Source organism: Trinickia sp. Y13 (genome assembly GCF_029522115.1).
Classification (GTDB): domain Bacteria; phylum Pseudomonadota; class Gammaproteobacteria; order Burkholderiales; family Burkholderiaceae; genus Trinickia.
Map to the genome: position 1 here is coordinate 381,498 of NZ_JAKWFK010000002.1, position 13,280 is coordinate 394,777.

The 13,280-nt window shown below is 66.8% G+C and carries 14 protein-coding genes; 4 read left to right on the top strand and 10 right to left on the bottom strand.

The annotated features are described in order from the left end of the window. Positions 1 to 76: 76 nt before the first annotated feature. From MMB74_RS04845 to MMB74_RS04860, 4 genes are read right to left on the bottom strand one after another with little or no spacing between them, the layout of a single operon-like run. A complete protein-coding gene (locus MMB74_RS04845; protein WP_277427457.1) occupies positions 77 to 799 on the bottom strand; it encodes an ABC-type transport auxiliary lipoprotein family protein in 723 nt (240 codons plus the stop codon). A 21-nt stretch (positions 800 to 820) separates the two neighbouring features. Then, the gene (locus tag MMB74_RS04850) at positions 821 to 1,792 is read right to left on the bottom strand and encodes an MlaD family protein (RefSeq protein WP_277427458.1); all 972 of its coding nucleotides are present in this window, start codon (positions 1,790 to 1,792) and stop codon (positions 821 to 823) included. 53 nt (positions 1,793 to 1,845) lie between these two features. Next, positions 1,846 to 2,724, bottom strand: coding sequence for an ATP-binding cassette domain-containing protein (locus MMB74_RS04855; RefSeq protein ID WP_277427459.1), 879 nt, complete (start codon positions 2,722 to 2,724; stop codon positions 1,846 to 1,848). Then, complete coding sequence (locus tag MMB74_RS04860; RefSeq protein WP_277427460.1) at positions 2,721 to 3,848, bottom strand: ABC transporter permease; 1,128 nt, start codon at positions 3,846 to 3,848, stop codon at positions 2,721 to 2,723. Before MMB74_RS04860 ends, MMB74_RS04855 begins: the two co-directional genes overlap by 4 nt. Positions 3,849 to 4,024: 176 nt before the next feature. Here MMB74_RS04860 and MMB74_RS04865 point away from each other — a divergent pair, with 176 nt between their 5' ends. Genes MMB74_RS04865 through MMB74_RS04875 form a run of 3 tightly spaced genes read left to right on the top strand, consistent with a single transcriptional unit; the run spans position 4,025 to position 6,124 of the window. Beyond that, entirely contained in the window at positions 4,025 to 4,948 is a 924-nt protein-coding gene (locus MMB74_RS04865; protein ID WP_277427461.1) for a biotin--[acetyl-CoA-carboxylase] ligase, read from the top strand. Beyond that, a complete protein-coding gene (locus MMB74_RS04870; RefSeq protein WP_277427462.1) occupies positions 4,945 to 5,826 on the top strand; it encodes a type III pantothenate kinase in 882 nt (293 codons plus the stop codon). Before MMB74_RS04865 ends, MMB74_RS04870 begins: the two co-directional genes overlap by 4 nt. A gap of 58 nt (positions 5,827 to 5,884) precedes the next feature. Then, the gene (locus tag MMB74_RS04875) at positions 5,885 to 6,124 is read left to right on the top strand and encodes a hypothetical protein (protein ID WP_277427463.1); all 240 of its coding nucleotides are present in this window, start codon (positions 5,885 to 5,887) and stop codon (positions 6,122 to 6,124) included. A gap of 71 nt (positions 6,125 to 6,195) precedes the next feature. Here MMB74_RS04875 and rfaE2 read toward each other — a convergent pair whose 3' ends face one another. From rfaE2 to MMB74_RS04905, 6 genes are all read right to left on the bottom strand, one after another. After that, complete coding sequence (rfaE2, locus tag MMB74_RS04880; protein WP_277427464.1) at positions 6,196 to 6,699, bottom strand: D-glycero-beta-D-manno-heptose 1-phosphate adenylyltransferase; 504 nt, start codon at positions 6,697 to 6,699, stop codon at positions 6,196 to 6,198. Between the two features lie 7 nt (positions 6,700 to 6,706). Then, positions 6,707 to 7,582 (bottom strand): ferritin-like domain-containing protein, encoded by an 876-nt coding sequence (locus tag MMB74_RS04885; RefSeq protein WP_277427465.1) that lies wholly within the window; start codon positions 7,580 to 7,582, stop codon positions 6,707 to 6,709. A gap of 391 nt (positions 7,583 to 7,973) precedes the next feature. Further along, a complete protein-coding gene (locus MMB74_RS04890; RefSeq protein ID WP_277427466.1) occupies positions 7,974 to 9,227 on the bottom strand; it encodes a patatin-like phospholipase family protein in 1,254 nt (417 codons plus the stop codon). Between the two features lie 112 nt (positions 9,228 to 9,339). Further along, positions 9,340 to 10,161 carry a PhaM family polyhydroxyalkanoate granule multifunctional regulatory protein gene (locus MMB74_RS04895; RefSeq protein ID WP_277427467.1) on the bottom strand — a complete coding sequence of 274 codons (822 nt, stop codon included), beginning with the start codon at positions 10,159 to 10,161 and terminating at the stop codon, positions 9,340 to 9,342. Positions 10,162 to 10,233: 72 nt separating this feature from the next. Further along, positions 10,234 to 11,079 carry an enoyl-CoA hydratase/isomerase family protein gene (locus MMB74_RS04900; RefSeq protein ID WP_277427468.1) on the bottom strand — a complete coding sequence of 282 codons (846 nt, stop codon included), beginning with the start codon at positions 11,077 to 11,079 and terminating at the stop codon, positions 10,234 to 10,236. Between the two features lie 141 nt (positions 11,080 to 11,220). Then, complete coding sequence (locus MMB74_RS04905; RefSeq protein ID WP_277427469.1) at positions 11,221 to 12,210, bottom strand: fumarylacetoacetate hydrolase family protein; 990 nt, start codon at positions 12,208 to 12,210, stop codon at positions 11,221 to 11,223. A 161-nt stretch (positions 12,211 to 12,371) separates the two neighbouring features. Between MMB74_RS04905 and MMB74_RS04910 the strand changes: the two genes are divergently transcribed. Continuing rightward, positions 12,372 to 13,253, top strand: coding sequence for an IclR family transcriptional regulator (locus MMB74_RS04910; protein WP_277427470.1), 882 nt, complete (start codon positions 12,372 to 12,374; stop codon positions 13,251 to 13,253). Positions 13,254 to 13,280: the final 27 nt, after the last annotated feature.

Genomic DNA, 13,280 nt, shown 5'->3' on the forward strand with positions numbered 1-13,280 from the left:
CCCTGAGCGATGGGCTCGCACTGGGCTTGTGCGCATGCATGCCCAGCCCGTCATCATGCTTATCCGCGCAGCGCGCTCACTGCGTGAGCGCCCCCGCTTCAATGCCGAGCCACGTGGCGAGTTGGGCCACGAATTGGTCGCTCGCCGTTGCGAGCGCATGCGCGCCGCCCGCGGCATTGGGCATGCTCGCCGGCGCACGCGCAACGAACGTGCGTTGCGCGATCACCTTGCCGTCTTTCAAGAGCGTCGCGCGCGCCGTCAATGCGCCATGGCTCTGCCCCTCGCTGTCGAACACCTGCTCGAACTGTTCGAGATCGATCGTCAGTTGCGGCGCCTGCGCGGCCTGGCCGCCGCCGAGAACCGCACCGTGCGCGGCGAGCGCGTGACGCACGCGCTCGCTCAACAACTGGGCCGGGCGCATCGTCCAATGACTGTTCGCATAGGTCGCCGTCTGCCGCGGATCGGCATAGCTCATGCGGTACAAAATGTCGTCTGTTTCGAGCGCGCGCGGAGCGCGTACGTCGAACAACCGTATCGGCGGCAACGCGCCGGCATTGGACGCGAGGTCGGCCGGGGCCGGCCCGAAGTCGTAGCGAATGTCGGAGACGGCCTGGGGCAACCCCAGCGTGCAGCCCGCCATCGGCCCGAACAAGCCGAGGCCCGCAGTCAGCATGCATGCCGCCGCCGCGAGCGAGCGCGCCAGCGCCCATATCGCGCGGCGCGAGCGCGGCGCGGCGGCGCGACCCGACTTACCGCTACCGCTTCGCGACCGAGTCGTAATGTCGAATGAACGTGCCATGTGCTTCGGATCCTTTTCCGTTTAACGATGCGTCTGCGCGTCGCCTTGGCGCGGCCACGCAAAACCGGGTTCGCCGGGACCCGGCCGCGCACGCGCGACGCCGAACAGCACGCTGCGCGGGCTCGTGCTGAAGACGTTGGCGGCACGATCGAACGAGCGCGCCGCACCGCTCACGTCGGTTGCGAGCGCATTCACGCGCGGCAGCGTTTCGCCGTCCAAGCGCGAGGTCACGTCCTGAACCGATGCATCCATCGTCGCCAGCGCGCCGCCGGCGCGATCGGCGGCCGCGCCAATCTTGTTCAGGTTCGAAACGAGCGGGCCGCTCGGAGACGACAAAGTCGCAACCAGCGTGTCCGTCGACGCCAGCGTGTGAGAAAGCGCGTTCAACGTGCCCGGCAATTGCTCGGCAGCGGGCGCGGCCTTCTGCGCGAGCGTGGTCACGGCGTCGGCCGCGTGCTGCAAGCTCGCCGCCGTGGCCATCAGTTGCACGCGCGTCTGATCCGACAGCAGTGCGTCCGCGCGCGCGGCAACGTTTTGCAATTCGCTCAGCAGCGCGTCCCCGCGCTGTTGCAACTGATCGAGCAAACCCGGGCGCATCGGCAATTGCGCCACGTCTTTCGGCGATGTCGGCACCGGGGCAAGATCTGCGCCCGTATCGTCGAGTTGCACGAAGGCGAGCCCCGTGACCCCTTGCAGGGCTAGACTGCCGAACGTCGAACGCGTGATGGGCGCGTTCTTGTCGACGAGGATGCGAATCACGATCGTTCCCGGGTGCGCACGATCGAAGCGAATCGACTGCACCTTGCCCACCGCCAGCCCGCGATAGCGTACGTCGGCATCGGTCGAGAGCCCCGTCACGTTCGTGTGCGAAATCAGGTCGTAAGGCACGCGCACGGCGCGGTCGAGGTTGAACCACACGACCGTGAGCGCAATGGCGACGCCAAGCCCGATGGTGAAGAGTCCAGCCCAGAATGCATGCGATTTGTTTTCCATTCGCTTGGGTTCCCGTCGTTGCGCGAGGCGTCCGGAAGCGGCGCTTCATCGCGTCATATCTGCACCTCGGCCGACGCCGATTCGAGCGCGGCCGGCGGCAGCTTGGCGCGGCGTTCGGGCGGCAGCGCCTGCAGCGCCCGCCGCCCGCGCCTGCCGAGGAAAAATTCGCGGATGAACGGATGGTCCACCGCGGCTGCTTCCTCGATCGGCGCGGCCACGAGCACGCGCCGATCGGCGATCACCGCCACCCGCGTCGATAGCGAAGTCATCGTGTCCAGATCGTGCGTCACCATCACCACTGTGAGGCCGAGTGCACGATGGAGCGTGGCGATCAGTTCGACGAAATCTTCGGAGGCCTGCGGGTCGAGCCCCGCCGTCGGCTCGTCCAGAAACAGCAATTCGGGCTCGAGCGCAAGCGCACGCGCGATGCCGACGCGCTTCACCATGCCGCCCGAGAGCGCGGCGGGCATTTGCGATGCATGTTTGCACGGCAGCCCCACCATTTCGAGCTTGAGCATGACGATGTCTTGCAACAGCGGCGGCGGCACGCGGCCAAGCTCGCGGATCGGCTGAGCGATGTTGTCGAAGACCGACATCGACGAAAACAGCGCCCCATGCTGAAACAACATGCCGACGCGGCTGCGCATGACGCGCGCCGTTTGCTCGTCGATCGTCGACATGTCGCGACCGAATACTTCGATCGTGCCCGAAGTGGGCGCCTCCAGACCGAGGATCTGCCGGATGAGCGTCGTTTTGCCCGAGCCCGATCCGCCGACGATCGAGACGACTTCACCGCGCCGCACCTCGAAGTTCAAGTGCTCATGCACGAGCACGCTGCCATAGCGCTTGGTCAAATCGCGCACCCCGATCACCGGCTCGGCGATCGCCGGCAGCGGACGGTTGCGCACGGCGGCGGAGAGCGGCGCGGTCATAAGCCTACGTTCTGAAACAGCACGGCGAAGATCGCATCGGCGAGGATGACGACGGTGATCGAGGAAACGACCGCCGATGTCGTGCCGACGCCGAGGCTTTGCGAGTTCGGCTTGATGCGAAAGCCGAAATGGCAGGCGACGAGCGCGATCAGCATGCCGAACACTACGCCCTTGCCGAGCCCGATCCACAAATTGGCGATCGGCACGACGCTCGGCAGGGCGCGGGCAAAGTAAGCCATGTCGATGCCGAGCACGACTTGCGCGGCGAGCGCGCCGCCGGCAAGGGCGACGACATTGGTCCACATGACGAGTAGCGGCATCGCGACCGATAGCGCGATGACGCGCGGCAGCACGAGCCGCAGCCCATGCGGGATGCCCATGACGAGCATCGCATCGAGTTCTTCGGTCACGCGCATGACGCCGATCTGCGCCGTGATGGCCGAGCCCGAACGCCCCGCGACGAGAATGGCCGATAGCACCGGGCCGAGCTCGCGGATCACGGCTAGCCCCAGGATGTTGACGATGTATTGGTTCGCGCCGAACAACCGCAGTTGCTGCGCCGACAAGTAACTCAGGACGATGCCGATCAAGAAAGCAACGAGCGCCGTGATGGGCAACGCTTTGGCGCCCGCGTTGTAGACGTTTGCCGAAATTTCGGTCCAAGGCGCGCGTGCCGGGCGCCGCAGCACTGCCAGCAGGTCGAGCACGAACCGTCCGAACATCGTCAAGCCGCCATAGGCGTGGTTGCCGAAACTGAGCACCGAACCGCCCAGCGCGGTGACGGCGTCGAGACGCACGACGGGCGCAGGGGCCTCGCGCTGCGTTTCGAGCAAAGCGATACGCGCGAAAATGTCGCGCTGAGTGTCGGTGAGCGTGACTTGCTCGGGCAGTTTTCGCCCCCACACGCGCCACAGCGCCTGCCCGCCGACGTGATCCATCCGTTCGACGGCCGACAAGTCCCACTGCGCCGGCGCACTGCGCGCCAAAGCCACCAAGCGCGAGGTGGCGCCCGCGCGCGCCCGGTCGCGGGCAAGCGCCAGCGCGGTCCACTGGCCGGACAGCGTAACGAGCGGACCCCGGCTATTGGTGTCGATCTGCAGGCCGGGCGGAGTGTCGAAGTTCAAGAAAGGCGTTTCCTCACGTTGAACGGAACTGGGGCCATTGCATTGTAGCGGGCTGCGCGCTCACTCCCATGCGCGATGAACCACGGCCCGCGCGCGACGGCGCAATTTCGCATGGCCGCTCGGGCGCGCCGCGCGGTTGACGACCCGGCGCGCTCGGCCTTCACTACAATACAGCCATGACCGATACCCCATTTTCTCCTCCGAGCCCAGGCGCCGACGCCGATAGCCGATCCGACGACTGGCGCATCGATCGCGAGCGAGCACGCGCCGGCGCAGCCGGGGCGATCGCGGCCGACGCACTCGAGATCGTCGACGAGACGGCCTCGACCAACAGCGACCTCATGGCGCGCATGAAGGCGTTGCCGCGCGAGCGCACCGCTTGGGGCGTCCACGCGGTGCGCGCGGCGTACCGGCAAACAGCGGGGCGCGGAAGACAAGGCCGCAGTTGGCGAACGACCCCCGGACACGCTTTGACGTTTTCGCTTGCCTGCGTTTTGCCGCAGCCGCTCGCGGGACTCGCCGGCCTCAGTTTGGCCACGGGCGTCGCCGTCGTCGAAAGCCTCGCGCGCCTGGCTCCGGCCGAAGCCAAGCGATTCGCGCTCAAGTGGCCGAACGACGTGCTGCTCGACGGCGGCAAGCTCGCAGGCATCCTGATCGAGACGGCTTGGAGCACGGATACGGCCAGCGCCGTCGTCATCGGCGTCGGCATCAACGTGCGCCGCGACGAAGCGCTCGAAGCCGAACTGGACGCCGCCGCGGCGAAGGTTCCAGCCCAAACGCGCGCCACGCAACCGGCCGCGCTCTCGCAGGCGCTGCCGAACGCGAATCTGACCGATACGCTGGCCGTGGTCGTCAAAGCGCTGACCGACATGATCGAGCGCTTCGGCACTCAAGGTTTCGCCGCGTTCGTCGACCGCTGGAACGCCCGTCACGCGTATGCGAATCGCGAAGTCGTGCTGCTGGACAAAGGCGTCGAACTGGCTCGCGGCATCGCCACGGGCGTCGACGGTTCGGGTCAACTGCTGCTGTCGACCAGCACCGGCGTGCAAACCATCGCGACGGGCGATGTCTCGCTGCGGCTTGCCACGGACGCGCCATGAAGGGCGGTGCGCCGTTCCTGCTGATCGATGCGGGCAATAGCCGGGTCAAATGGGCGCTCGCCGCCCCGAACGGCGCTTTCCTCGACACAGGCGTGTTCGCGCACGAACCGCAAAGCGAAGACGGCGAGCGGTGCGGCGGCGCGGCGGGCGAGCATCCCGATGCGCAAGTGCAAGCGGCCGCTGCGATCGATTCGAAGGCGGCCGCAGCCGGCTGGGATGCCCTGCCTCGGCCGAGCGCGGCGTGGATTTCCAACGTCGCGGGCGATATGGTCGAGCAGCGCCTTCATGCGCTGTTCGATGCGCGGTGGCCGGGCCTGCCGCGCACATTCGTGCGCGCGTGCGCGCGCCAATGCGGCGTGGTCAACGGCTACGGCGTCCCGGAACGGCTCGGCAGCGACCGTTGGGCTGGGCTCATCGGCGCCCATGCCGCGTTCCCGGGCGAGCCGCTCTTGATCGCCACGCTCGGCACCGCGACGACACTCGAAGCGCTCACCGCGGACGGCAGCTTCGTCGGGGGTATGATCGCGCCGGGGTGGTCGCTGATGATGCGCTCTTTGGGCGAGCATACGGCGCAATTGCCGACGCTCGCGGCCGAGTCGGCGCGCACGCTCGTGGGCGACGCGCTGGCGCAGCACTGGTTCGCCGCGGATACGCGCCATGCGATGACGGCCGGCGCCCTACTGGCTCAAGCTGGGCTCATCGAACGCGCCTGGCGCGAGCTCAGTCGCGCATGGCAGCAAGACGTGCGCTTGATCGTGGGCGGCGGCGCGGCTCACGAGGTGGCCGCCGCGCTAGACGTGCCGCATACGCGCCACGACACGCTCGTGCTCTCGGGGCTTGCGTTGATCGCGGCCGAAGACAGTGCGCGCCGTCGTTGAGCGGGATGCGAAGAGAAGTAGACCCGAACCGGTAGGTGTCGAAATTGGAGACACGACGATGTTGCGTTGGCTAATCGCTATTTTGTTTCTCGCCAATTTGATCGCTTTCGGATTGGCAAGCGGCATGTTCGGCCCGCTGCCGGCGTCGGGGCCGCGCGAACCCTATCATCTGGAACGCCAAGTCCATCCCGAGTGGCTGAAGACGCGCCCGATCTCGGAAGCCGACGCGGCCGAACAGCCCGTTATCGGCGGCCCTGACCCAACGCCCGCGATCGCGGCAGCGCCGCTCGGCAGGTAACGGATAACGGATAAGAGCTAATGGCGCCGTAGCGCACCGCTCCGCCCCCCGTGCGACTTGCCCGGGGACGGCTAGGCGCGCCCCGCCTGCGAGCGAACCTTTTCGAGCAGCGCGGTGGTTGAACGCTGATGCTCGAATGCAATGGCCAGCGCCCGGCCGCCCCAGCCGCGAACCAGCGCGGACTCGGGCAGCGCGTCCATGTCGTAATCGCCGCCTTTGACGAGCACGTCAGGGCGCAACGCTCGAATCAACTCGACGGGCGTGCGCTCCTCGAACCGCACGACCCAGTCGACGCTTTCCAGCGCGGCGAGCAAAGCCATCCGGTCGTCCTCGCGATTGATCGGCCGATCATCCCCCTTGCCTAGCTCGCGCACCGATGCGTCGCTGTTGACGCCGACGATCAGGCACGCGCCGAGCGCCTTCGCGCGGGCGAGGTAAGTCACGTGACCGCGATGGAGAATGTCGAAGACGCCGTTCGTGAAAACGACCGGCGCGGCCAGCGCATCGCGTCGCGCAGCGAGCGCCTCGCGCGTGACGATCTTGCGTTCGAACGAGACGGGAGCCGCAGTGGTCATGAGCGCATCAAGCGGGCTGATGCTGCTCGGCCGCCGCCGGCGGCTGCAAGCGCGCCGAGACTTCCTTGCGATAGCGGTTCAATTCCTGAGCCGTCGTGAACGTGCGCTCGAACAGCAGCGACAGGTTGTGCAAGATGCGCTCGACGACCTTCTTCTCCCAGCCGTCGTCGAAACGGATTTGCTCGTCGAGCCAGCGCTCCAGCCATTCCGGATCGGGCAGCCGCGATTGGATCGTGTCGCGCGGGAACAGATCGCGGTTCACGTGCAGGTTCGTGGGGTGCAACGGCTTTTCCGTGCGGCGCGCCGACGCCATCAGCACGCCGATTTTCGCGAAGGCTGCGCGTGCGACGTCGCCGAAGTTCGTCATGGCCTTCTTCATGTAGCGCAGATAGGCGCCGCCATGACGCGCTTCGTCGCGCGAGATCGTCTCGTAGATGTGCTTGATCACGGGCTCGGTGTGCCATTCGGCGGCACGGCGATACCAATGGTTCAGGCGAATCTCGCCGCAGAAATGCAGCATCAGCGTCTCGAGCGGCGGCGCCGGATCGAATTCGAAGCGCACCGCGTGCAGTTCGGCTTCGGTCGGCACCATCTCGGGCTTGAACCGGCGCAGGTATTCCATCAAGACCAGCGAATGCTTTTGCTCCTCGAAGAACCAAACGCTCATGAACGCCGAAAAATCGCTGTCGTGATGGTTGTCGCGCAGGAACATCTCCGTGGCGGGCAACGCCGACCATTCGGTGATGGCGTTCATTTTGATCGTCGTCGCCTGCTCGTCGGTCAGCAGCGACGCGTCGAATTTGTCCCAGGGAATGTCCTTCTCCATATCCCATCGGACCGATTCGAGCGATTTGTAAAGTTCCGGATAAAGCATGGTGTTCATAGGTCCCGCCCCTGGTCTGCCCATTGCAACTCGTATGACTATTGCCGCGCACGTGTGCGTGTATGTCGCACCCGCGTGCGCGGCGAAAACCGGCATCTTACGCGGCGATCGCGTCCGTTTATTGATCGAACTCAAGGCCGCCCGTACGGCGACGCCTTCGCACATGACTGAAGGCGCCGGCTGGCGCGAAGCGCCTTGGCGATGATCGAACACGGCGCCGCGCTCCGCGCCGCTTTCGGTATCCGGCGGACGGCGGCGCAACGACCTGCCGCGATCATGGTTTTTCGCTATTCGCCCACGGATCGAAATCTTTGGAATGATAGCATGCGCGGCTTACGCCGCCGGCCGCGCAAGGCCAGCCGACGCGCCGCAACAACGGTTTTGGCCATGCTCAGCCATCGTCGTTCGTGCGCTCGATATCGGCGCCGGCCCCGGTCTCGTGTGCGCGGACGCCGCCCGCCCCGCCGAGCGCCATACCTGCTTCGTCCCCGTGGAGCATCGAGCCGATCCATTCGGCCAACCGCCCGCGCTGGGCCAGCGCGTCTCGAAAGCCGAGCTCGATCAGTTCGGCGGCGAACTCGGCCTCGAACAGCAAGTAGCTCGCAAACGACGCGCCCGCCGCGCGATTGCCGCCGACGGCGCCGAGCAGTCCTCGCACCGTGACCGGCAGCCGCTTGAGATGGCGCGCCGCGAGAATTTCGATCCGCTCGCTCGGCGCGATCGGCAGCACCTCGACGTGACGCCATGCGCTCTCGGGCTCGACGTGCTGCGGCAGGTACGAAATCATGCGGTTGATGTTATCGATGCGCTCGATGTCGGCGCCGATCGAATCGAGGAAGACGCTGGCAAGCACCTGCTGCCCGATCTGGGCCAGCGACGGGTAGCCGCTTTCGATGCCGGCCGCAGCCGGTACTTCGGGCCTGGGCGCCGACGCGCCCAACACGACGATCCGATGCGCCCCGAAGTGGATCGCGGGGCTCAGCGGCGCGGTTTGCCGGATCGAACCGTCGCCGAAATATTCCGTGCAGCCGTCCAATTCCAGCGGGACCGCCGGAAACAAATAGGGGATCGCCGCCGATGCCAGCAGATGCTCCGGCGTGAGCGCCACCATGCGCGCGCCGCGCTGGGCGCGTCGCCACGATTGGATCGGCTCCTCGGCTTGGTAGAACGTCATATGCCGGCCGCTCGAGTAGCTGAGCGCCGTCACCGACAACGCATGCAGGGCGTGCGAATCGAGCATTTCGCCAATGCGCGAAAAATCGAGCGCCTCGTGCAGCAATTCGGCGAGCGGGCTGTTGTCGAACAACGCCCGCGGCGAGCGCCGCACCGCCCAGCCGAAGCTCATCGCCGCGAGCCAGCGCGCCCCGGCGGCAGCCACGCCGCGCCAATCGGTGCGGTAGACCTGCTCCGCGCGAATGTTCGACCAGAAATCGACGAGCCGGCGCACGCCCAATTCGAAGTCGTCGGCATGGCTCGCAATCGACGCGGCATTGATCGCACCGGCGGACGTGCCGCACACGATCGTAAACGGACTCGCGCGCCGGTTCGGCGCCAACTCGCGTGCGATATCGTGCAGCGCCTTGAGCGCACCGACTTGGTAGGCGGCCCGCGCGCCGCCGCCCATCAGGACCAACGCGAGCTTCACCGTGAGCGATCGGTAGGAAAGAACATCGACTTCGCCTCGCAGGGTGCGTGCCGCGGCCGCGACGAACGAGAGGAACGCGCCGCGCGGCAGAGCATGCGCATATGAGCGCCGCTCATTTTTCGCCGCGCCCCGCGCCGCCTTCCGGTCCCGCAGCGGGCGTCGCGCCATTCTTGCGCGCAGGCGCGCGCTTGGCCGCCGGTTTCGCGCTCGCCGTGGAGGCGCCCCCTGCTGCGCTCTTGGCCCCGCGCGCTGCAGCGCCAGTCTTCTTCTTCGCTGCGCCCGCGCTCGCCGCGGCCTCGCCGTCGGCATTCGCACCCGCGCCCGGTTGCGTCATGGCGAAGGCGGCGAGCTGGTTGAACTGAGACTGCAGCAAATTCCACCATGCGGACGGGTCGAACGCCGGACCACCCTCGCCTGCCGATGCCTCCGCGCTGGCCTGCGGCTGTTGCGCGTCTGCAGATGCAGTCGCGCCCTTGGCCCCCTCGGCGCTCGCACCGGCCCCGCTCGCCGCGGCGCTCCACGGCGATGCACCGCTCGCGCGCGCACCGGCCTGGCTCGCGCCCTCGGCCGGCTGCGCCATCGCATCCTGCGCGAACGCGCCGAAGGCACGCAGCGTCGCGAGCGTCGCACGTTGCACTTCGAGCGCCTGAATGGCCGACTGCAGCATGTTCAGGTTCAGCTTGAGCCATTGCTCGACGGCGCGCATGTCGGTGATGCGCTTATCGAGCTCCTCGACGTTCATGAGCGGCGACATCATCTCCGACATGGCGGTGAGCGGCGAAGCGAAGCCTTGCGCCGTGCCCGGCTGCATGCCGGGAAACGCCGCGCCGAACGGTGTCATGCGCATCATGTCCCACATCTTGTCGAGCATTTCGGCGGGCGGAAAACCCGGAAAGCCCGGGAAAGGCGGGTTGCCGCCGGTGGAGTCGGTCATCGAGTGCCCCTTTTGAGCGATGAAGGTGAAGGTAGGTGCAGACGCTACATGCAGACGCGCCGGCGCGAGGCGTCAGGAAAAATCTTCGCCCGGGAAGTCGGGCGCGCGCCGCTCGCGCAACGAACGAATCCCCTCGCGCACGTCCGGGCCGGAAAACCCCATGAATTCGAGCGCCAGCGACGTATCGAAGGTGGGCCCCGCCATGCGCAGCCAATTGTTGAGCGCGTATTTGGTCCAGCGGATGGCGCTTTGCGAACCGAGCGCGAGCCGCGACGCGACCTCGAACGCCTTCGGCAGCAACTGATCTTGGTCGACCGCCAGCGAAACGAGGCCGATGCGCTCGGCCTCGGCGCCGCTCACGGCCTCGCACAGCAACAAGTAATACTTCGCTTTGGCCATCCCGCACAAGAGCGGCCAGACGATGGCGGCATGGTCGCCGGCCGCCACGCCCAGCCGCGTGTGCCCGTCGATGATGCGCGCATCGTGGGTTGCGATCGAGATGTCAGCCAGCAACCCGGCGACGAGTCCCGCGCCGACGGCCGGGCCGTGCATCGCCGAGACGATCGGCTTGCTGCAATTGATGACGTTGTAGACGAGATCGCGCGCCTCGCGCCAAACGCGCGAGCGCACGTCGAAGCGATCGGCCATCTGTTCGACGAGCCCGAGATCGCCACCGGCCGAGAAGCCTTTGCCCTCCCCTCGAATCACGGCCACGCGCGTATCCGGATCGCGGTCGATGTCGCGCCAGATGTCGGCGAGTTCGCGATGCATGTGCTCGTCGGCGGCGGCAAGGCCGCTCTTGTTCATGCCCTCCCCGCTCATGACGACTTCCAGCACGCCGTGGGGATGGCGCCGCAAACGCAGCGATCGATAGTGGGCGTAGGGCGATAGATCGCCGAGATTCGTGGTGTCGGTCATCCGGATCGGCTCGTGTTCGTTCGGAAAAGAAACTTCGAAAATCGGGGATGCTGATACGCGCCCCGGCGCACGATCGATGCCAGTGTAGGCCCGTGCGCACGAGCGCGCATCGGGCCAAACCCGGCGCGCCCAGCCGAGCGCTTACGCGGCCTCGAGCGGCGCGACCGATTGCTCGATCGCGCCGAAGATCGATTTGCCCGCCTCATCGAACATCTCGATCTTGACCGTGTCGCCGTACTTCATGAACTCGGTCTGCGCCTCGCCGTTCGCGATCGTTTCCAGGCAGCGTTTCTCGGCGATGCAGCAGTAGCCGCGCTTCTCGTCCTTGTTCGATACGGTGCCCGAGCCGACGATCGTACCCGCACGCAGGTTGCGCGTCTTCGCGGCGTGCGCGATCAGCTGCCCGAAATGGAACACCATATCGACGCCGGCATCGGGCTGCCCCACCTTCTTGCCGTTCCAATGCACGATCATCGGGCGCTCCACGCGGCCCCCGCGCCAATGACCGCCCAATTCGTCGGGCGTCACCGCCACGGGCGAAAACGCCGTGGCCGGCTTGCTTTGAAAGAAGCCGAAGCCCTTGGCGAGTTCGGCCGGAATCAAATTGCGCAGCGATACGTCGTTCACGAGCATGAGCAGGCGCACGGCCTTGAGCGCGGCCTCGGGCGTCGCGCCCATCGGCACGTCGGCAGTGACGACCGCCACTTCGGCTTCGAAGTCGATGCCGAAGGCTTCCGATGCGCAGACGATGTCCTCGCGCGGGCCGAGGAAGTCGTCGCTGCCGCCTTGGTACATCAGCGGATCGGTCCAGAACTCGGGCGGCATCTGCGCGCCGCGCGCACGGCGCACGAGCTCGACGTGATTCACGTAGGCAGAGCCGTCGGCCCACTGGAAGGCGCGCGGCAGCGGGGCCATGCAGTCTCTCGGCTCGAACGCGAAGGCATTGCGCGCGCGGCCTTGATTGAGCGCATCGTAGAGCTCGGCCAATTGCGGCGCATAGAAGGGCCAATCGTCGAGCGCGCGCTGCAAGGTCGGCGCGATCGCGTCTGCGATCGCGGCAGTGCGCAGGTCGCGCGAGACGACGATCAGTTGACCGTCGCGCGAGCCGTCTTTGAGCGTGGCGAGTTTCATGTGAGAAGATCGGAGCCGTGAGATGACGATAGAGGGAATGTATTTTACGATGGTGAACGTCGTGGGCCTCCCGGTCACGCGCCAGTCGTGCGCCACTCTCGTCGGCCCCGTTGTTTATCGCCACTATCGGCCGTTTGGCCTTTTTTCGCTATCGCCTTGCCATGTCCGCGCCCTTTCCTCGCTCGCCCGACACACCCGATTCCACGCCAAGCGATTCGCTCGATGCGCTGGATGATGCGGCGGATGGCGAAGGCGAAGAGAAGGCCCGCTCCGGCATCCAATCGATCGAAGTAGGGTTTCGCTTGCTCGAGGTCTTGACGAGGGAACCGCGCGCGATGATGTTGCGCGATCTGGCGAAGCAGGCGCAAATGAGCCCCGCCAAGGCGCACCGATACCTCGTGAGCTTCTCGCGCCTAGGCGTGGTCGCGCAAGATCCTGTTTCGGGGCGTTACGAGCTCGGCGGTTTCGCGCTGCAAATGGGGCTCGCGCGGCTTGCGCGCGTGGATGGCGTCAAGCTCGCGAGGCTCGCCCTCGCGCAATTGCGCGACCGGCTCGACATCACGGTGGGCATCGCCGTCTGGGGCAATCTCGGGCCGACCGTCGTCCATTGGATGGAGTCGAGCCACCCGGCAAAAGCGTCGCTCAGGCTCGGCGACGTCATGCCCCTGCTCGGATCGGCCACCGGCCTGCTGTTTGCCGCCTATCTGCCTCGGGGCAAGACCCAGCCGATGATCGAGCGCGAACTGGCCGACTCGCGCCGCTCGGCCCATGCGAGCGGGCCGCGCAGCGAGGCGGAATTGGAACGCGCGCTCGACGAAGTGCGCGTCAACGGCGCAGCGCGCGTGGCAGGCATGCTGCTGCCGACGATTCACGCTTTCTGCATGCCCGTGTTCGACGCCTCGGGCGCCCTTGCCTTGGGACTGATCGCGCTCGGACACGAAGGCGCGTTCGACCTGTCGTGGGACGGCCAGATCGCGGTCGAACTCAAGGCATGCGCGCAGCGCCTGTCGTACGAGCTCGGCTACAGCGAAACCGCGCGCTAACGCCGTGGCTGCGGTCCCTGCGTAAGG

Coding starts and splice junctions, on each gene's coding strand:
- MMB74_RS04845 (WP_277427457.1), bottom strand. CDS start 799: ATGGCACGTTCATTCGACATTACGACTCGGTCGCGAAGCGGTAGCGGT.
- MMB74_RS04850 (WP_277427458.1), bottom strand. CDS start 1,792: ATGGAAAACAAATCGCATGCATTCTGGGCTGGACTCTTCACCATCGGG.
- MMB74_RS04855 (WP_277427459.1), bottom strand. CDS start 2,724: ATGACCGCGCCGCTCTCCGCCGCCGTGCGCAACCGTCCGCTGCCGGCG.
- MMB74_RS04865 (WP_277427461.1), top strand. CDS start 4,025: ATGACCGATACCCCATTTTCTCCTCCGAGCCCAGGCGCCGACGCCGAT.
- MMB74_RS04870 (WP_277427462.1), top strand. CDS start 4,945: ATGAAGGGCGGTGCGCCGTTCCTGCTGATCGATGCGGGCAATAGCCGG.
- MMB74_RS04875 (WP_277427463.1), top strand. CDS start 5,885: ATGTTGCGTTGGCTAATCGCTATTTTGTTTCTCGCCAATTTGATCGCT.
- rfaE2 (WP_277427464.1), bottom strand. CDS start 6,699: ATGACCACTGCGGCTCCCGTCTCGTTCGAACGCAAGATCGTCACGCGC.
- MMB74_RS04885 (WP_277427465.1), bottom strand. CDS start 7,582: ATGAACACCATGCTTTATCCGGAACTTTACAAATCGCTCGAATCGGTC.
- MMB74_RS04895 (WP_277427467.1), bottom strand. CDS start 10,161: ATGACCGACTCCACCGGCGGCAACCCGCCTTTCCCGGGCTTTCCGGGT.
- MMB74_RS04900 (WP_277427468.1), bottom strand. CDS start 11,079: ATGACCGACACCACGAATCTCGGCGATCTATCGCCCTACGCCCACTAT.
- MMB74_RS04905 (WP_277427469.1), bottom strand. CDS start 12,210: ATGAAACTCGCCACGCTCAAAGACGGCTCGCGCGACGGTCAACTGATC.
- MMB74_RS04910 (WP_277427470.1), top strand. CDS start 12,372: ATGTCCGCGCCCTTTCCTCGCTCGCCCGACACACCCGATTCCACGCCA.